The organism is Pseudomonas sp. L13, from assembly GCF_009935965.1.
GTDB classification, from domain to species: Bacteria; Pseudomonadota; Gammaproteobacteria; order Pseudomonadales; family Pseudomonadaceae; genus Aquipseudomonas; species Aquipseudomonas lactis.
In genome coordinates this window covers 37,791-54,903 of record NZ_QODJ01000018.1, presented here as the reverse complement: position 1 = coordinate 54,903, position 17,113 = coordinate 37,791, and the positions used below count along the sequence as shown (strand labels likewise).

The window sequence follows — 17,113 nt, the reverse complement described above, 5'->3', positions numbered from 1 at the left end:
CTCGCTCCTACATAAAGCAGTGAGGTTTACGCCAGGCTCTTGCTGACCACCTCAAACACATCGCTGGACAGCTCACCCGCACCCAGGATGCGCTCCAGCTCCGCTTTCATCAGCGCCTGCCGTGCGCTGTCGTATTTACGCCAGCGCGTCAGCGGCGCCAGCTGGCGCGAGGCGATCTGCGGGTTCAAGGTATTGAGCTGGATCACCAGGTCCGCCAGGAAGCGGTAACCCGAGCCATCCGCCGCATGGAAGTTGATCAGGTTTTGCCCGGCAAATGCGCCCACCAGCGCGCGCACCTTGTTGGGGTTCTTGATGGTGAACGCCGGGTGCTGCATCAACGCCTTGACCCGCGCCAGCCCGCCCGGCAAGGTGCTGCCGGCCTGTACGCTGAACCATTGGTCCATGACCAGCGGGTTGTCCTTGAAGTTCTCAGCAAACACCGCCAAGGCCTGGGCCTTCTCTGCTTCAAACGGCGAGTTCACCAGCACCGCCAACGCGGTCAGGCGCTCGGTCATGTTATCGCTGGTATCGAACTGATCCAGGGTGGCCGCCAACACTTCTGGCTTGCCGCTGAGCATCAAATACGAGAGTGCGATGTTCTGCAGGGCACGCCGGGCGAAGTGCTCGGCCTCTGCCACATATGGCGTTTGCTTGGACAGCTCGCGGTTGGCCTGGTAGCGCAGCCACAACCCTTCGAACAGGTTGTCGGCCAGTTGCTTGCGGGCAAACTCGCGGGCCGCGTGGATGGCGTCCACATCCGCCACTTCGCTGATTTCCGTGAGGTAGGCTTCACTCGGCAGCGAAAGCATTTCGGCGACCATGGCCTGGTCCAGGCTTTCATCGCTCAACACCGTGCGCAGCGCGTCGATCAAGCGTTGATCGAGCTTCAGCGCCTGGCCCGCCTGGTGCTGGCCGACCAGTTCCTGCAACACCTGCACCGCCAACTGCTGGCCAGCATCCCAGCGGTTGAAACCGTCGCTGTCGTGCTGCATCAGGAACATCAGTTGATCGCGGCTGTAGGGGAAGCTGAGCTTCACCGGCGCCGAGAAACCCCGCAGCAACGAAGGCAAGGGTTTTTCAGCAATGTCGACGAAGGTAAACGTCTGCTCCGCTTCGGTTACCGAGATCACCCTTGAGGTGCCACCTGCCGTTGCTTCACCGGCCAGGCGCAAGGCGATACCGGCGCCCTGCCCGTCCAGCAAGCCCAGCTCCACCGGGATCACAAAGGGCAGTTTCTCGACCTTGTCCGGGGTCGGCGGGCAGCTTTGGCGGAAGGTCAGGCTGTAGGTCTTGGCCGCTGCGTCGTAGGCCTCGCTGACCGCCAGACGCGGGGTGCCGGCCTGGCTGTACCAGCGCTTGAACTGGCTGAGGTCGGCGCCATTGGCGTCTTCCATGGCCTTGATAAAGTCGTCGCAGGTCACGGCCTGGCCGTCATGGCGTTCGAAATACAGGTCGCTGCCTTTGCGAAAGCCCTCGGCGCCGAGCAAGGTGTGGATCATGCCGACCACTTCCGAGCCCTTTTCGTACACGGTCAGGGTGTAGAAGTTGGAGATCTCGATAAAGCTGTCCGGGCGCACGGCGTGGGCCATGGGGCCGGCATCTTCCGCGAACTGGTGGGTACGCAAGTACGCCACGTCCTGGATGCGCTTGACCGTGGCCGAGTTCATGTCGGCAGAGAAGCCCGAGTCACGGAACACGGTGAAGCCTTCCTTAAGCGACAGCTGGAACCAGTCGCGGCAGGTCACGCGGTTGCCCGACCAGTTGTGGAAGTATTCGTGGGCAACGATGGCTTCGACGCGCTGGTGGGCGGCATCGGTGGCGGTTTCGGCGCGGGCCAGCACGGCGCTGGAGTTGAAGATATTGAGGCCTTTGTTCTCCATGGCGCCCATGTTGAAGTCGTTGACCGCGACAATCATGAAGATGTCCAGGTCGTACTCGCGGCCGTAGGTCTCTTCGTCCCAGCGCATGGATTTCTTCAGGCTGGTCATGGCGTGCTGGCACTTGTCGATATTTTCCGGCTCGACGTAGATGCGCAGCGCGACTTCGCGGTGGGTCATGGTGGTGAAGCTGTCTTCGACGCACCACAAATCACCGGCCACCAGCGCAAACAGGTACGCAGGCTTCTTGAACGGATCTTCCCAGGTCGCCCAGTGCCGGCCGTCTTCACCAGGGCCGCTGGCGATCGGGTTGCCGTTGGACAACAGCACCGGGTAGCTGTGCTGCTCGGCGATCACCGTGGTGGTGAACACGCTCATCACGTCCGGGCGGTCGAGGTAATAGGTGATCTTGCGGAAACCTTCGGCCTCGCACTGGGTGCAGAACATACCGCTGGATTTGTACAAGCCTTCCAGGGCGGTGTTGGTTTCCGGGTGGATCTTGACCGTGGTGTCCAGGGTGAAGGTTTCACGCTGGGGTTGCAGGGTCAGGTGGCTGTCGGTCAGCTGGTAATCGGCGGCGGTCAGCTCCTGATCCGCGAGGGTGACGCTCAGCAACTCTAGCTGCTGGCCATCGAGCACCAGCGGTGGCAGGCCGGTGCCACGCTCGGGGTTGCGGCGCATCACCAGCTGCGCGTGGACCAGGCTGTGGTCCTCGAACAACTCGAAGGTCAGGTGCGTCTCGTCGATCAGGTAGTCCGGCGCCTGATAGTCCTTAAGGTAAATCATCTTCGGTTGTTCGGTGCGCATGCTGGGGATCCTTCTACTGATGCACGGCGAGCTGATAGGCCGTGTATTTACGAATGTTGATGACGCCGGTGTCGAAGATCAGGTACTGGCCCTTGATCCCCAGCAGCGTGCCTTCGGCAATCGGGTTCTTGTCCAGGTTGAAGCTGACGATCTTGGTCGGATACTGCTCGACCGGGTAGCGGATTTCAATCGGCTCGATGTCGGCAATGGTTTGGATGGCTTGCAGGCCAAAGCGTTCCTGCAAACCCAGCAAGCCCTCGGCGCAAGAGGCGAACAGCTCATCACGCACCTGCTTGAGGTCCACCGATTGCGCATCGCCCTTGAGCAAGGCGCGCCAGTTGGTCTTGTCGGCCACCTGGCTGCGAAACAGGTCTTCGACAAAGCCCGATTGCTGGCGCGTCGCCACGCGCATGATCGGCAGCGCCTGGCTGGCGCCCTGGTCCAGCCAACGGGTGGGCAACTGCGTAGCCCGCGTAATGCCGACCTTGATCCCCGACGAGTTGGCCAGGTACACCACGTGGTCGGTCATGCAGAATGTCTCGCCCCAGCTTGGATCGCGGCAGGTACCGGCGTCGTAATGGCAACGCTCGGGGCTCATGATGCACAAGTCACACTGGGCCAGCTTGGTCATGCAGGGGTAGCAATAGCCCTGGCTGAAGCTGGTCTTGGTTTTGCGCCCGCAATGGCTGCAATGGATCGCGCCCAGGTACTCCAGGCGTACATGGGTGCCGATCAGCGGATTGACCGGCACCTCGGTGTTTCCTAAGCGAAAGGCGTATTGAACGGTCGGCTCACCGAGTTGCGCCGACATTTTGCTGACTGCACCGCGACCTATTTCAATCAATGGATCGCATCCGACTTGAACAGGATATTCGGTACTGGCGCGGATTTGGACGCACATTCCTGCGGGCCCATATAGCCAGTGCGCTGCTCTTCGGGCAGGTTCTGGATTTCCCAGGCGATCACCGCTTGCAACGACAGCTCGCGCTGCTCGGCGGTGAGCTTGCGGCCATCGGACCATTTGCCGATCTCTACCGCGAGCTTGAGGCTCTCGTAGATGTCCGGGGTGATGTTTTCGATCATTTCAGCAAAAGAGGACATAAGGCTCTTCCTTATCAAAGAGACGCTTTGCGACGGTTGTACAAACCGCCGAGCAAACCCGTCAAGCAACCGATGACCAAGCCGCCCACATGGGCCGCGTTGGCGATTTCGCCGAAACCGATCATCGAGACCAGCCCCGACAGGCAGAGCAACAACCACACCAGCATCATCACCAGCACCCCACGGGGCAGGCGATAGGCCGGGTTGGGCGACAATAATTGAAAGATCCAGCAGTGCCCGAGCAGGCCATACAACACGCCGGACAAGCCGCCAAACAAGCCGGGGCCACCGTAGGCGTATTGCGCGTAGTTGGAGACCAGGCTGAACAACAGGGTCAGGCCCAACAGGTTGATGCTGCCCTGGCGCGCTTCAATGCGCCGGCCCAACTCCCAGTACCACATGCCGTTCATGGCCAGATGCAGGATGCCGAAGTGGATCAGCATCGGCGTGACCAGGCGCCACCACTGCCCCGAGGCCAGCGTGTCGGCCAGCGGCGTGAACTGGATGTACTCGCCCAGCACCCGGAACGGCAGGAAGGTCAACCAGGCCATGGCTTGCAGGTTTTCACCCAGCAGGGTCACGGCACCCACAATAAGGCTGGCCAACAGCACCAGCGCGGTGACCGGGCTGTGGCGCACCTGCTGGGCAAAACCTGGCCGCGCAACGGACGTCTGCTCGGGAATGTCCAGTTGCTGGTCCGGGTCGCCTGCTGGGAAGCGCTGATACAGCACGCGCACGTCATCACTGATGGCCTCGGGCACCCACAGCACCTGTTCACCCGCCTCTTCGCTGACGCGGTGCGGCACCTGCATGCGGTGCAGCAACTTGACGAAGCCACCCAGGTCGACGCTCAGGGGCAAGCGCAATACAGCTACGGTACTCATGGAATGGCCTCTGGTCGCTCAACGTCGACCCATACGAATTTACGCGGATCCAGTTGGGTTTCCTGGTCCAGTCGATACGCCACCAGCTTGCCGTACAGCACGGCGCTGTAGTCCAGGCAGGCCAGGTTCGGGCGGATCGGCGCCGGTTTGCCGCTGCGCCAGTAGTGGCCGACGAACAACAGCGGTTCATCGACGCCATAGCGCAGCAGGGAATTCTTTTGCGTGGACGACAACGGCGTGCGCGCCACCGGCTCTGGCAAGGCGTCGGGCTGGAACACGATGTCGCCGTAGGTCTTGGGGTCGTCTTCCCAGAACTTGGTGCGAAAGAACGAACGCGTCAGGCCATCGCCACCGGTCAGAGTGAGCCCGTCGGGCAGGCGCATATCGGTGCCGCGCAACAGGCGGTCGAACGCGTTGCAGGCGAAACTGCCCGGTACGGCGGCGGCTTGCAGGAAGTGCTGGTCGATGCAGCCATCCGGGAAGGTTGCCCGTAGCGGCTGGATAAAACTGTCGTCCCAGCACGCGTGCACCACGCGGAAGCGCCCGGCGTCGACAAACAGCGGCATGTCGTAGAACCAGCCGAGGAAGTCGTGCCAATCGGCCGGGTGGTGTTCGAACTGGGTCAGGGTCTCGTGGATCAAGCGGGCGTGGCGGGGGTTGTGCTCACGCACAAACTGCTTGCCGCTGCCCGGCGGGGCCGGCGTGGTCCAGCCCAGCGCATTGAACTCGTGGTTGCCCATGATGCACAGCGCCTGGCCGGCCTCGGTCATATCGTGGACGATATGCAGCGCCTCGCGGATGCGTGGGCCGCGGTCGATGATATCGCCCAGGAACACAGCCATGCGTGACGGATGGCGCCAGGTGCCGCCCTGCTTGTGGTAACCCAATTGGTCGAGCAAGTGCTCAAGGGTATGAGCGCAACCGTGCACGTCACCAATCAGGTCGTAGCTACGCGCGGGATCGAGCATCAGTCGCCTCCACCTCCCAAGCGGCTGCCCCAGCCCAACTTGGTGCGGCACACTTCGTAGTAGTTGTGATCCAGCGGGTGGATCAAGCGCAACTTCTGTGCCTTCTTGCTCACGGTGATGGTGTCACCGGGGGCGCAGGTGAAATGGTTCTGCCCGTCGCAGGAGACTTGCGGGTAGATTTGCATGTCTTTGGACACCACGATTTTCAGCTCACTGTTGCCATCGACCACAATTGGCCGACTCGACAACATATGGGGGTACATCGGCACGATCACAATGGCATCGAGCTTGGGGTGCATGATCGGGCCGCCGGCCGACAGCGCGTAGGCAGTGGAACCTGTGGGCGTGGCGACGATCAGGCCGTCGGCCTTCTGGCTGCACACGAACTGGCCATCGATGTACAGCTCGAACTCGATCATGCGCGTGGATTTGCCGGGGTGCAGCACCACGTCGTTAAGGGCGTCGCCCTGGCCGATCGCCTCACCATGGCGGCGCACTTCGGCTTGCAGCAGGAAGCGGTTCTCCACCAGGTAATGGCCGTCGAGCACCTTGGCCACTTCGACTTCCAGCTCGTCGGGGCGGATGTCAGTGAGGAACCCCAGGCTGCCGCGGTTGATCCCCAGCACCGGCACATTATGCCGCGCCAGCGCCCGGGCGGCGCCGAGCAGGCTGCCATCGCCGCCGACCACGATGACCATGTCGCACACCTCGCCGAGCATCTTGCGCGACGAAGTTTGCAGGCCGTGGCCGGGGAGGATTTCAGCGATGGTGTCTTCGAGGATCACATGCAGGTGGCGCTCGAGCAGAAACTTCTTCAGCCGGCGGACGGTGTCCAACACCTGGGTACTGCCCAGGCGACCGATAATGCCGATATTGCGAAAGTGCTCCATGGGGCTCCTGCGGGATCTGGGGTGAGGCAAAAAGAGCGATTATGGGCGAAAGGCCGCCTCAGGCAAAATCCTTTGTCGCCGCCACACCTTGATGACAATGGTTCTCAGGCACCTTGCGCACGCTGAAAAGGCTATGCTCGGAGCATGACGCCATTCCCCGACTTGCACACCCTGCCCCGCCAACTGCGCCACCCCGAGGTGCGCGACCTGGCGTGGGTGATGCTCGCGCCGCCGATGCTGGCGCAGACGCCTTGGCCCCAGCGCCACCCGCTCGCCGGCAGTGACTGGGTGCAAGCCCCTCACCAGCTCGAAGCCTGGCTGCGCCAACTGGACCAGGACAGCAGCGCGTTGCAGCAGTGGCTGAGCCTGTCACGTACCCGGCGCCTGGGCCTGTATTACGAACGCTTGTGGCAATTTGCGGTGCAGCATGCGCCGGGCGTGGAGTTGCTGGCCGCCAATCTGCCGATCCGCCGTGCCGGGCATACCCTGGGCGAGCTGGATATGCTGCTGCGCGACCGCGACGGCGTGCACCACCTGGAGCTGGCGATCAAACTCTACCTGGGCCCGCAGGACGGCAATGGCCAGGACGCCGCGCAATGGCTGGGACCTGGCTGTCATGACCGGCTGGACCGCAAGTTGGCGCACCTGACCCAGCATCAACTGCCGATCTCTGCGCGGGCAGAGAGCCGCGAGGCCTTGGCGGCGTTGGATATCCAAGCGTTCGATGCGCATTTGTGGCTCGGCGGCTATCTGCTCTACCCCTGGCCTGGCGCGGCGCAATCCCCCCTCGGCGCTCACCCGCAGCACCTGCGTGGGCGCTGGTTGCATCAGCGCGATTGGGCGGACTTTGTCAGCACCCGCCCAGAGGGCCGCTGGCAACCCCTGCCCCGCCATGCCTGGCTGGCGCCGGCGCATTACCCGGCTGATGAAGTGTGGAGTGAGGTGCAAATGAAAGACTGGCTGGCAGACCTGGACCCAATGGCCCCGGCGCAGTTGCTGGTGCGCATGGTGCCCAACGGTGAGGAGTGGGAAGAGGCCGAGCGGTTGTTTCTGGTGGCCGATCTTTGGCCGAACGTGCCGGGGACAGGCTGACGCTGTTCTAACTGACGCACCGCGATCCAAATGTGGGAGCTGGCTTGCCTGCGAAAGCGATAGCCCAAGCGCTATAGCTTGTCGATGTGCTGATACTCCAACTGCAACGCCACCGCCAGCTCCTCAGCCCGCCCCAACCTGATCGGCCCGCGCTCGATATCAATCAACACGCCTGGGCACTCCAATCGCGGCAGTGCGCCCATCGCCTTGAGTCGCCCATCGGTCACCACCAGCAACTTCTGCTGCTCGGCGGGATAACGCTTGCGCCGTGCCGCCAACCAATGCCCTGCCTCGGTCAGCGCAGCCAGCAACGGCGTCCCGCCGCCCGCCCCCAACTGTTCCAACCAATCGGCCAAGCCTCTCGCCGCCTTCAAGCCCTGCACTTGCCACTTCGGTGACTGCCCGCTAGCCGTGAGCAACGCCATGCGCGCTCGTTGCCGATAAGCATCGTCAAACAACTGAGCCAACAACCCCTTGGCGTCGGTCAACGCCCGATGGCGCCGCGTGGACGCCGAGGCATCGACAATCACCAGCCACAGCTCAGGGGCTGACCGGCAGCGCAAATGGAACAGCAGGTCCGCGCGACATTGCGGCCGCCCGCCGAGCAACGTGCCCGGCCAATTGATCGCCCCGCGCTGTGCGCTGCGGGCTTTGCCCTGCCGGCCGCTGTTCAACCGCCCCGCGTGGGGCCGGGCATCCGCCCCCGCGTCAGGTCGGGGGCGGATGCCTAGGGCTTTTTTGGCCAGGTGGGTACATCGCGGCGCGCGCCCGTAGGCAAGGCGGGTGCAGGCATATCGCCCCACTGGCCTTGGCCGGGCGAGGTGTCAGAGGGGGAAGGCGACGGCCCGTTATTCGGCTGGGGCGGCGCGCCTGGCGGAGTCTGTTGCTGACGACGATGGCGCAAGGCAAACTCTGCCACCGCATCGATATCTTCCTGCTCGATAACGGCCGCACCACGCCACGCCGCATGGGCACGGGCGCCCCGCAACCAGACCAGGTCGGCGCGCAAGCCGTCGACCCCTGCGGCAAAGCAGCGCTCGGTGATGCGGGCCAGCGCCTGGTCATCCAGGGCGATGCTGTCGAGCCGTGCCCGCGCCTGGGTGCAACGTTCGCGCAAGGTGGCTTGGGCTGGCGCCCACTGCGCGCAGAACGCAGCTGGGTCGGTGTCGAAATCCAGGCGGCGACGGATTATCTGCCCACGCTCGGCGGGCAAGGTCTGCCCGCTCAATGCGACGTTGAAGCCGAAGCGGTCGAGCAACTGCGGGCGCAACTCGCCCTCCTCCGGGTTCATGGTGCCGATCAACACAAAGCGCGCCGCATGGCGATGGGAAATCCCGTCGCGCTCGATCAGATTGGTGCCGCTGGCCGCCACGTCCAACAGCAGGTCCACCAAGTGGTCCGCCAACAGGTTGACTTCATCCACGTACAACACGCCGCCGTCGGCCTTGGCCAACACGCCCGGGGAAAATTGCGCGCGGCCTTCGCCCAGTGCGGCGTCCAAGTCCAAGGTGCCGACCAGGCGCTCTTCGGTCGCGCCCAGGGGCAAGGTCACAAACTGCCCGCTGGCCAGCAGGTCCGCCAGCCCACGGGCCAGGGTGGACTTGGCCATGCCCCGTGGCCCTTCGATCAGCACGCCGCCGATCTTCGGGTCGATGGCGGCCAGGCACAGCGCCAGCTTCAAGTCATCAGCGCCGACCACGGCGGACAGCGGAAAATGGGGAGTATCAGTCATCAGCTGTCTTCTTCTATGTCCAGCAACAGGTTTTCCAAGGCTTCGCGGTACGCCCCCGGCGCTTGCCACAAGCCACGTTGTTGGGCTTCGAGCATGCGCTCGGTCATGTCGCGCAGGGCATCGGGGTTGTGCTGTTGCACGAAGGCACGGGTATCAGGGTCCAGCAGGTAGGCATCGGCGAGCAAGGCGTATTGGTGATCGTCAATCAGCGCGGTGGTGGCGTCGAAGGCGAACAGGTTGTCCACGGTCGCGGCCATTTCAAACGCGCCTTTATAGCCATGGCGCTTCACGCCTTCGATCCACTTGGGGTTGGCCGCACGGGAACGGATCACCCGGATGAGCTCTTCCTTCAAAGTGCGGATTTTCGGCAAGTCGGGCTGGCTGTGGTCGCCATGGTAGCTGGCGGCCTTTTCGCCGCTCAGGGTTTCCACGGCGGCCAGCATGCCGCCCTGGAATTGGTAGTAGTCGTTGGAGTCGAGCAAGTCGTGCTCGCGATTGTCCTGGTTCTGCAACACTGCCTGCACCTGGCTCAACCGCTGGGCAAATTGCTCGCGGGCCGCGGTGCCTTCATCGGAGCCACCGTAGGCGTAACCACCCCAGTTCAGGTAGACCTCGGCCAAGTCCTCGCGGCTCTGCCACAAGCGCCCGTCAATCGCGCCCTGCACGCCTGCGCCATAGGCGCCCGGCTTGGCGCCGAAGATACGCCAGCCGGCCTGCTTGGCCGCTGCAGCTTCATCCAGGCCCGACTCAAGCAGCGCTTGGCGTTCGCTGCGAACCTTGGCGGCCAGCGGGTTCATGTCGTCGGGTTCATCCAGGGCCGCCACCGCCTGCACCGCCGCATCGAACAGACGGATCAGGTTGGCAAACGCATCGCGGAAGAACCCGGACACGCGCAGGGTCACGTCCACACGCGGACGGTCCAATAAGCTGATCGGCAGGATCTCGAAATCGTCCACCCGCTGGCTGCCGGTGGCCCATACCGGGCGCACGCCCATCAGCGCCATGGCCTGGGCGATATCGTCACCGCCGGTGCGCATGGTGGCGGTGCCCCACACCGATAGGCCGAGCTGGCGCAGGTGGTCGCCGTGGTCTTGCAGGTGCCGCTCAAGAATCAGGTTGGCCGACTGGAACCCGATGCGCCAGGCCGTGGTGGTGGGCAGGTTGCGCACGTCCACGGTAAAGAAGTTACGCCCCGTAGGCAGCACATCCAGCCGCCCGCGACTCGGCGCACCGCTGGGCCCCGCCGGGACAAAGCGCCCACTCAAGGCATCGAGCAAGCCGCGTATCTCCGCCGGCCCACAGGCATCCAGGCGTGGCGCGACGACAATGCGCAGGCTTTCTATTACCGACTTCACCTCCTGCCAGCCGGGCTCTTCCAACTGCTCGATGGGGCCTTCCAATGCCTGCTCGATCAAGCGCGCCGCGTACAACTCCAGACGTTCACGGGTATCCCCGGCCGTACGCCACAGCTGATCGTCAATCTTGTGCAACACCAACGGGCGCCGCCCCGTCCAGGGCTCGGCCAGTGCACAATCGAGCGGATCAAATCCCAAGTCGAATGCCTTGGCCAACACTCGCAGCAGGCTCGACTGCGGGCCCCGGCCATCGCCACGGGGAATGCGCAACAGCGCCAGCAAGGTGTCGATACGCAAGCGGCCTTCGGGCGACTCGCCAAAAATATGCAGGCCGTCGCGGATCTGCGATTCCTTCAAGTCGCACAGGTAGGTATCCAGGCGCGGCAACCACACCGCCGCGTCCGCCTCACTGCCCAGTTCAAGCTCCTGGTCGATACGGGTTTCGCGCACCAGCTTGAGGATGTCTTTTTGCAGCTCCAGGGCGCGGCGCGGGTCGAGCAATTGCGCTTCGTAATACTCGTCGGCCAGCAACTCAAGGTCACGCAGCGGGCCGTAGGTTTCGGCGCGGGTCAGCGGTGGCATCAGGTGGTCGATAATCACCGCCTGGGTGCGTCGCTTGGCCTGGGCGCCCTCACCCGGGTCGTTGACGATAAATGGATAGATATTCGGCAGCGGGCCCAGCAATGCATCCGGCCAGCAGTGCTCCGACAGGCCCACGCCTTTGCCGGGCAGCCACTCCAGGTTGCCGTGCTTGCCCACATGGATCACGCCGTGGGCGCCGTAGGTATGGCGTAGCCAGAAATAGAACGCCAGGTAGCCATGGGGCGGCACCAGGTCCGGGTCGTGGTACACGGCGCTGGCATCCACCTGGTAACCCCGGGCCGGCTGGATGCCGACGAAGGTCAGGCCCAGGCGCAGACCGGCGATCATCATGCGGCCATCGCGGCACATCGGATCGTTTTGCGGCGCGCCCCAACGCTCCATCACGGCCTGGCGATTGGAGGCCGGCAAGCGATCGAACATCGCCTGATATTCCACAAGGCCCAGGCTTTGATGGCAGGGGCGCAGGTCTAGGCTATCGAGGTCGTTGGTGACGCCGCCGAGCAGTTCATGGATCAGCGCGGTGCCGCTGTCGGGCAACACCTCCGCTACCGGGTAGCCTTCGGTTTGCAAGGCGCGCAGGATATTCAGCGCCGCCGCCGGGGTGTCCAGGCCCACGCCGTTGCCGATGCGACCGTCGCGGGTCGGGTAGTTGGCCAGGATCAACGCTATCCGTTTCTGGGCATTGGGCACCCGCGCCAGCTCGACCCAGCGGCGTGCCAGCTCAGCGACAAAATCCATGCGTTCGGGCGCTGCGCGGTAGCACACCACGTCCGACTGGCTGCGCTCGCTGCGCCAGGCCAGGTCCTTGAAACTGATCGGCCGGCTGATGATGCGCCCGTCCAGCTCCGGCAAGGCGATATGCATCGCCAAGTCGCGGGGCCCCAGGCCTTGTTCGCTGGCCTGCCAGCCGGGTTGGTTGTCCTGGGCGCAGATCGCCTGGATCACCGGGATATTGCGGCGAAACGGGCGCAGGTGCGGCGCTTCCGGGCTGGACTGGGCGAAGCCGGTGGTGTTCAGAATTACCGCGGCTTGCACGTCATCCAGCAGGTCCTCGACCACCGTGAGGCAGCCGGGTTCTTTCAAACTGGCCACCGCGATAGGCAACGGGTTGAGACCCGCCGCCTGTAAGCGCTGGCAGAACACATCAATAAAGCCGGTATTGGCCGCCTGCAGATGGGAACGGTAGAACAGCACCGCAGCCACGGGCCAATCAGCGTGCCAATCGGCCTGCCAGTTATTGAGGCGGGCATTGGCGGTGTACGGATGATAGATCGCGGTACGCGGCAATGTTTGCGGCTCGGCCCAGGCATAGTCGCGGCCCAGGTGGGCACTCGCCAGGCAGTGGTAAAAATCCAGGGCATTGCCCAGGCCACCTTGGCGCAGGAAGTGCCACAGTCGCTCGCGGTGTTCGACAGCAACGCTGCTCAGGCCGCTGAGTTCCGGGTCCGGGCGGTCGTCACCCGGCACCAGGATCAGGGTGACGCCGCGTTCGGCCAACTCCACCAGGCGCTCGATGCCGTAGCGCCAATAGCCGATGCCGCCGTGCAATGACAGCAGGATGACCTTGGCGTGGCGCAATACCTCGTCGACGTACAGGTCAACCGAGGCATGATTCTGCACCTGCATCGGGTTGGCCAGGCGCAGGCTGGGGTAATCCTCGGGCAACTGCTGGGCGGCTTCGGCGAGCAGCGCCAGGCTGGAATCGCCGCTGCACAGGATCACCAGTTCAGCGGGGGTCTGGCCAAGGTCGGCAATATTGTCGTCCGCGACGAAACCACCGGGTTGGGTCCTGAGCAGGTGCATGGTTAAACGCTGAGGGCAGCGCGCAATTGCGCTTCAAGGCCGGCGGCGTCCAGTTCCTGGCCGATCAGCACCAGGCGCGTGGTGCGTGCTTCGTCAGCGCCCCAGGCACGGTCGAAGTGCTTGTCAAAGCGCGTGCCGACGCCCTGGATCAGCAGGCGCATCGGTTTGTTCGGGATCGCGGCGAAACCTTTGACGCGCAGGATGCCGTGCTGCACCACCAGTTGGGTCAGGGCGTCGAGCAACAGCGCCTCATCGGCTTGGGGCAAGTCGATGGAGATGGAGTCGAAGGCATCGTGATCGTGGTCGTCTTCACCCTCGTGGTGATGGTCGTGATGGCTATGACGCCCGTCGATATGCTCTTCGGAACCAGCGCCCAGGCCGATCAACACGTCCAGGGGCAGGCGACCGCTGCTGGCTTCGATGATCTTCACCGCGGGCGACAGTTCTTCGGCGACTTCCAGGCGCACACGGGCCAGGTCTTCGGCGCTGATCAGGTCGGTTTTGTTGAGGATCACCAGGTCGGCGCTGGCCAGCTGATCGGCGAACAGCTCATGCAACGGCGACTCGTGGTCCAGGTTGGGGTCAAGTTTGCGCTGGGCGTCGACCTGGTCCGGGAAGGCGGCAAAGGTGCCGGCGGCCACGGCTGGGCTGTCGACCACGGTGATCACCGCGTCAACGGTGCAGGCGCTGCGGATTTCCGGCCACTGGAAGGCTTGCACCAACGGCTTGGGCAGCGCCAGGCCCGAGGTTTCAATGAGGATATGGTCCAAGTCACCGCGGCGGGCGACCAGCTCACGCATCACCGGGAAGAACTCTTCCTGCACGGTGCAGCACAGGCAACCGTTGGCCAGCTCGTAGACGCGGCCATTGGCTTCTTCTTCGGTGCAACCGATAGAACACTGCTTGAGGATTTCACCGTCAATGCCCAGCTCGCCGAACTCGTTGACGATCACCGCAATGCGGCGGCCCTGGGCGTTGTCGAGCATATGGCGCAACAACGTGGTTTTGCCCGAGCCAAGGAAGCCGGTAACGATGGTGACGGGAAGTTTGGCCAGTGTTTTCATCGGATGCCCTTTGGGGCGGGCATACGGGACGACAGGCCCTGCGGCGGCGCGCAGCAGCGGATTTCGTCACCGGATCACCCCGCCCGGTTGAAGTGGAAAATCAGTCGCGAGGCAGGTCTCCTGGCTTGGGGTGTGCAGGCCTTGCGACCAACGCTGACTGCGCCTTCCCGCCCTATCGGCAGTGGCGTGGCAGTCAACTGAACCCTTCACAGTTGCGGGGGCAGCCGCGGCTTGAACCGCGTTCCCTTCTTAGCTTCGGCCTGGGCCGAAGAACCTCGAGGGTGCAAGGCTACAGGGGCTTGCAGCATTTGACTACCGTCCCCGCCCCATGCTCTCCTACACCTCTTGTTTCGGGTGCCCTTCACAGGGTGAAACGGGAAACCGGTGCGTCATAGAACTATGACCAGTCCGGTGCTGCCCCCGCAACGGTAAGCGAGCGAAGCGTCATGGCCACTGTGCTTTTGCATGGGAAGGCGATGCTTTCAGGAGGACTCTTCCAAGAGCCGCCCCTCGCAAGCCCGGAGACCGGCCCGAAAAATTCAGATAACAAACCCGCGGTGGGCGGGCGCTGTTCGAACCCTGCGTGCCCGGCGCGTGGGGTTTTCATGCGCTCGTTTCACCCAGACACCTGAAAGGGACGCGCCATGTCGATCATCAGCAGCACTTCGCACTCCGCCAACAGCACCGCCACCCTCAGTCAACGCCTGACCGCCGCCATCGGTGCGTCGATCCTCGGCGCGTGCCTGGTGTATTTCGCCGGGTTCTCGCATATCGAGGCGGTGCACAACGCCGCCCACGATACTCGCCACAGCGCCGCGTTCCCGTGCCATTGAGAGCTGCCGACATGATCAAGCGTATTGCGCAAACCGCAGGGTTCACTGGGCTGTTGGCGGCCCTGCTGCTGACCCTGCTGCAAAGTTTCTGGGTGGCGCCGCTGATTCTGCAGGCGGAAAGCTATGAAAAAGCCCCGCCAGCCGCCGAAGTGGTGCATGAACACGCCGCTGGCCACACCCACGACGCCCAAGCCTGGGAGCCGGAAGATGGCTGGCAGCGTGTGTTGTCCACCACCGGCGGCAACCTGGTAGTGGCAGTGGGCTTTGCGCTGATGCTCGCCGGCCTATACACGCTGCGCGCGCCGACCCGCACCGCCCAAGGCCTGCTCTGGGGCCTGGCCGGCTACGCGACCTTTGTATTGGCGCCCACCCTGGGCCTGCCCCCGGAACTGCCCGGTACCGCGGCGGCTGACCTGACGCTGCGCCAGACCTGGTGGATCGGCACCGCCGCCTCCACCGCCGCCGGCCTGGCGCTGATCGTGTTCGGTCGCAATTGGCTGTTGAAAGGCCTTGGGCTGGCGATCCTTGCCGTACCCCACTTTATCGGCGCGCCGCAACCGCAAGTGCATTCGATGCTGGCCCCGGAGGCGCTCGAAGCGCAGTTCAAGATCGCCTCGCAATTGACCAACGTGGCCTTCTGGCTGGCCTTGGGCCTGATCAGCGCCTGGTTGTTTCGCCGCAACCGCGACGACCAATACTCGGCATGATCCTGGTTGTCGGGCTTGGCTGCCAGCGCGGCTGTGAGGTTCACAGCTTGCTGGCATTGCTGGACAGCGCCCTGGTCGAGGCCGGCATTGAGCGCTCACGCGTGACCGCCTTGGCAAGCATTGACCGCAAACGCGATGAGCCTGGGCTGCTGGCGCTGGCCCAGCGGTTGAACCTGCCCTTGCAGTGCTTCAGTGCCGAACAACTGGTGGGCTATGAGCATCGGCTGAGCCATCGCTCTGCGCTGGCTTTTGCCCACACCGGCTGTTACGGCGTGGCCGAAAGCGCCGCCCTGGCCCTGGCCGAGCACCTGTCCAATGGCCCCGCGCGCCTGCTGATCACCCGCCAGAAAAGCGCACAGGCCACCCTTGCATTGGCCTGCGCGGGCTAAAATCCCGATAATTGCCGCTTTCGATCATGAGCAATCTTCATGCTCGCCCGTTCTTCAACAGGACTTCTCCATGACCGTCTACTTTATCGGCGCCGGCCCCGGCGACCCGGAACTGATCACCGTCAAGGGCCAGCGGCTGATCCGCAGTTGCCCGGTGATCATCTACGCCGGCTCGCTGGTGCCCGCCGCCGTACTGGAAGGTCATCAGGCGCTCCAGGTGGTCAACAGCGCCGAACTGCACCTGGAGCAGATCATCGAGCTGATCAAGACAGCCCATGCCCAAAGCCAGGATGTGGCGCGGGTGCACTCCGGCGACCCCAGCCTGTATGGGGCGATTGGTGAACAAATCCGCCATTTGCGTGAGCTGGGCATCCCTTTCCAGATCATTCCAGGGGTCACGGCGGTCGCGGCGTGCGCAGCCTTGCTTGAAACCGAACTGACCCTGCCGGACATCGCTCAAAGCGTGATCCTGACCCGTTACGCCGATAAAACCAGCATGCCGACTGGTGAAGACTTCGACAGCCTGGCTCGTCACGGTACTACCATGGCGATTCACCTCGGGGTCAATCACTTGGAGAAGATCGTCGCCGAACTGCTGCCGCACTACGGCGCGGACTGTCCGATTGCTGTGGTGCACAGGGCGACCTGGCCGGATCAGGAGTGGGTGGTTGGCACCCTGTCAGATATTGCCGCCAAAGTGGCGGCCAAGGGGTTCCGGCGCACGGCGCTGATTGTGGTAGGCCGAGTGCTGGCCAGCGACAGTTTCAGTGAGTCGTCGCTGTACCGCGCTGGGCATGCCCACCTTTATCGACCCTGATTGTGTCGGGGGCTTGCCCTAATCCCTGTAGGAGCGAGCTTGCTCGCGAAAAACCCTAGGCGCCGAGTTTATTCAGGAAGCACGCGTTATCGTTGACGCTTTTCGCGAGCAAGCTCGCTCCTACAGAGGGCGTTAAGCAAGTAATGCAACTTGTTGAATTAAAAGCATAAAAAAACGGCGCTCACGGGGCG

Annotated in this window: 15 protein-coding genes and 2 riboswitches; of the genes, 5 read left to right on the top strand and 10 right to left on the bottom strand. The window is 63.6% G+C overall.

Annotation, left to right across the window (positions count from 1 at the left end; genetic code table 11):
• Positions 1–26: 26 nt before the first annotated feature.
• The 6 genes from pepN to DK871_RS11690 are packed head-to-tail and all read right to left on the bottom strand — an operon-like array spanning position 27 to position 6,527.
• On the bottom strand, positions 27–2,684 hold the full coding sequence (gene pepN, locus DK871_RS11715) for an aminopeptidase N (protein WP_161905142.1): 2,658 nt from the start codon (positions 2,682–2,684) through the stop codon (positions 27–29).
• Positions 2,685–2,697: 13 nt separating this feature from the next.
• Complete coding sequence (locus DK871_RS11710) at positions 2,698–3,528, bottom strand: DUF2797 domain-containing protein (protein ID WP_044273407.1); 831 nt, start codon at positions 3,526–3,528, stop codon at positions 2,698–2,700.
• Positions 3,525–3,785, bottom strand: coding sequence for a YeaC family protein (locus DK871_RS11705; RefSeq protein ID WP_017138108.1), 261 nt, complete (start codon positions 3,783–3,785; stop codon positions 3,525–3,527). Before DK871_RS11705 ends, DK871_RS11710 begins: the two co-directional genes overlap by 4 nt.
• A 14-nt stretch (positions 3,786–3,799) precedes the next feature.
• Positions 3,800–4,669, bottom strand: coding sequence for a rhomboid family intramembrane serine protease (locus DK871_RS11700; protein ID WP_161905141.1), 870 nt, complete (start codon positions 4,667–4,669; stop codon positions 3,800–3,802).
• Positions 4,666–5,640 carry a metallophosphoesterase gene (locus tag DK871_RS11695; protein ID WP_161905160.1) on the bottom strand — a complete coding sequence of 325 codons (975 nt, stop codon included), beginning with the start codon at positions 5,638–5,640 and terminating at the stop codon, positions 4,666–4,668. Before DK871_RS11695 ends, DK871_RS11700 begins: the two co-directional genes overlap by 4 nt.
• A complete protein-coding gene (locus DK871_RS11690; RefSeq protein WP_003190745.1) occupies positions 5,637–6,527 on the bottom strand; it encodes an NAD(+) kinase in 891 nt (296 codons plus the stop codon). The genes DK871_RS11695 and DK871_RS11690 overlap by 4 nt, the downstream gene beginning before the upstream one ends.
• A 144-nt stretch (positions 6,528–6,671) precedes the next feature.
• On the opposite strand from DK871_RS11690, the gene DK871_RS11685 reads away from it, so the two are divergent.
• Positions 6,672–7,619 (top strand): DUF1853 family protein, encoded by a 948-nt coding sequence (locus DK871_RS11685; protein WP_161905140.1) that lies wholly within the window; start codon positions 6,672–6,674, stop codon positions 7,617–7,619.
• 71 nt (positions 7,620–7,690) lie between these two features.
• Here the strand turns inward: DK871_RS11685 and DK871_RS11680 are convergent, their stop codons facing one another.
• Genes DK871_RS11680 through cobW form a run of 4 tightly spaced genes read right to left on the bottom strand, consistent with a single transcriptional unit; the run spans position 7,691 to position 14,176 of the window.
• Positions 7,691–8,293 (bottom strand): VWA domain-containing protein, encoded by a 603-nt coding sequence (locus DK871_RS11680; protein WP_161905139.1) that lies wholly within the window; start codon positions 8,291–8,293, stop codon positions 7,691–7,693.
• A 53-nt stretch (positions 8,294–8,346) separates the two neighbouring features.
• The gene (locus DK871_RS11675; RefSeq protein WP_161905138.1) at positions 8,347–9,351 is read right to left on the bottom strand and encodes an ATP-binding protein; all 1,005 of its coding nucleotides are present in this window, start codon (positions 9,349–9,351) and stop codon (positions 8,347–8,349) included.
• Positions 9,351–13,112: a cobaltochelatase subunit CobN gene (cobN, locus tag DK871_RS11670; RefSeq protein ID WP_161905137.1), complete on the bottom strand. Its 3,762-nt coding sequence runs from the start codon at positions 13,110–13,112 to the stop codon at positions 9,351–9,353. Before cobN ends, DK871_RS11675 begins: the two co-directional genes overlap by 1 nt.
• A gap of 2 nt (positions 13,113–13,114) precedes the next feature.
• On the bottom strand, positions 13,115–14,176 hold the full coding sequence (cobW, locus tag DK871_RS11665; protein ID WP_161905136.1) for a cobalamin biosynthesis protein CobW: 1,062 nt from the start codon (positions 14,174–14,176) through the stop codon (positions 13,115–13,117).
• A gap of 92 nt (positions 14,177–14,268) precedes the next feature.
• A riboswitch (cobalamin riboswitch) is annotated at positions 14,269–14,469 on the bottom strand.
• Positions 14,470–14,511: 42 nt separating this feature from the next.
• A riboswitch (cobalamin riboswitch) is annotated at positions 14,512–14,725 on the top strand.
• A gap of 95 nt (positions 14,726–14,820) precedes the next feature.
• On the opposite strand from cobW, the gene DK871_RS11660 reads away from it, so the two are divergent.
• From DK871_RS11660 to cobM, 4 genes are all read left to right on the top strand, one after another.
• Entirely contained in the window at positions 14,821–15,009 is a 189-nt protein-coding gene (locus DK871_RS11660; protein WP_161905135.1) for a CbtB domain-containing protein, read from the top strand.
• Between the two features lie 11 nt (positions 15,010–15,020).
• A complete protein-coding gene (locus DK871_RS11655) occupies positions 15,021–15,716 on the top strand; it encodes a CbtA family protein (protein WP_161905134.1) in 696 nt (231 codons plus the stop codon).
• The gene (locus DK871_RS11650; RefSeq protein WP_161905133.1) at positions 15,713–16,105 is read left to right on the top strand and encodes a cobalamin biosynthesis protein; all 393 of its coding nucleotides are present in this window, start codon (positions 15,713–15,715) and stop codon (positions 16,103–16,105) included. Before DK871_RS11655 ends, DK871_RS11650 begins: the two co-directional genes overlap by 4 nt.
• Positions 16,106–16,175: 70 nt before the next feature.
• Entirely contained in the window at positions 16,176–16,922 is a 747-nt protein-coding gene (cobM, locus tag DK871_RS11645; protein ID WP_161905132.1) for a precorrin-4 C(11)-methyltransferase, read from the top strand.
• Positions 16,923–17,113 lie beyond the last annotated feature (191 nt).

Bases quoted from the DNA above. Each gene is read 5' to 3' on its own strand.
- pepN (WP_161905142.1), bottom strand. From the start codon at position 2,684: ATGCGCACCGAACAACCGAAGATGATTTACCTTAAGGACTATCAGGCG.
- DK871_RS11705 (WP_017138108.1), bottom strand. From the start codon at position 3,785: ATGTCCTCTTTTGCTGAAATGATCGAAAACATCACCCCGGACATCTAC.
- DK871_RS11700 (WP_161905141.1), bottom strand. From the start codon at position 4,669: ATGAGTACCGTAGCTGTATTGCGCTTGCCCCTGAGCGTCGACCTGGGT.
- DK871_RS11690 (WP_003190745.1), bottom strand. From the start codon at position 6,527: ATGGAGCACTTTCGCAATATCGGCATTATCGGTCGCCTGGGCAGTACC.
- DK871_RS11685 (WP_161905140.1), top strand. From the start codon at position 6,672: ATGACGCCATTCCCCGACTTGCACACCCTGCCCCGCCAACTGCGCCAC.
- DK871_RS11675 (WP_161905138.1), bottom strand. From the start codon at position 9,351: ATGACTGATACTCCCCATTTTCCGCTGTCCGCCGTGGTCGGCGCTGAT.
- cobN (WP_161905137.1), bottom strand. From the start codon at position 13,112: ATGCACCTGCTCAGGACCCAACCCGGTGGTTTCGTCGCGGACGACAAT.
- cobW (WP_161905136.1), bottom strand. From the start codon at position 14,176: ATGAAAACACTGGCCAAACTTCCCGTCACCATCGTTACCGGCTTCCTT.
- DK871_RS11660 (WP_161905135.1), top strand. From the start codon at position 14,821: ATGTCGATCATCAGCAGCACTTCGCACTCCGCCAACAGCACCGCCACC.
- DK871_RS11655 (WP_161905134.1), top strand. From the start codon at position 15,021: ATGATCAAGCGTATTGCGCAAACCGCAGGGTTCACTGGGCTGTTGGCG.
- DK871_RS11650 (WP_161905133.1), top strand. From the start codon at position 15,713: ATGATCCTGGTTGTCGGGCTTGGCTGCCAGCGCGGCTGTGAGGTTCAC.
- cobM (WP_161905132.1), top strand. From the start codon at position 16,176: ATGACCGTCTACTTTATCGGCGCCGGCCCCGGCGACCCGGAACTGATC.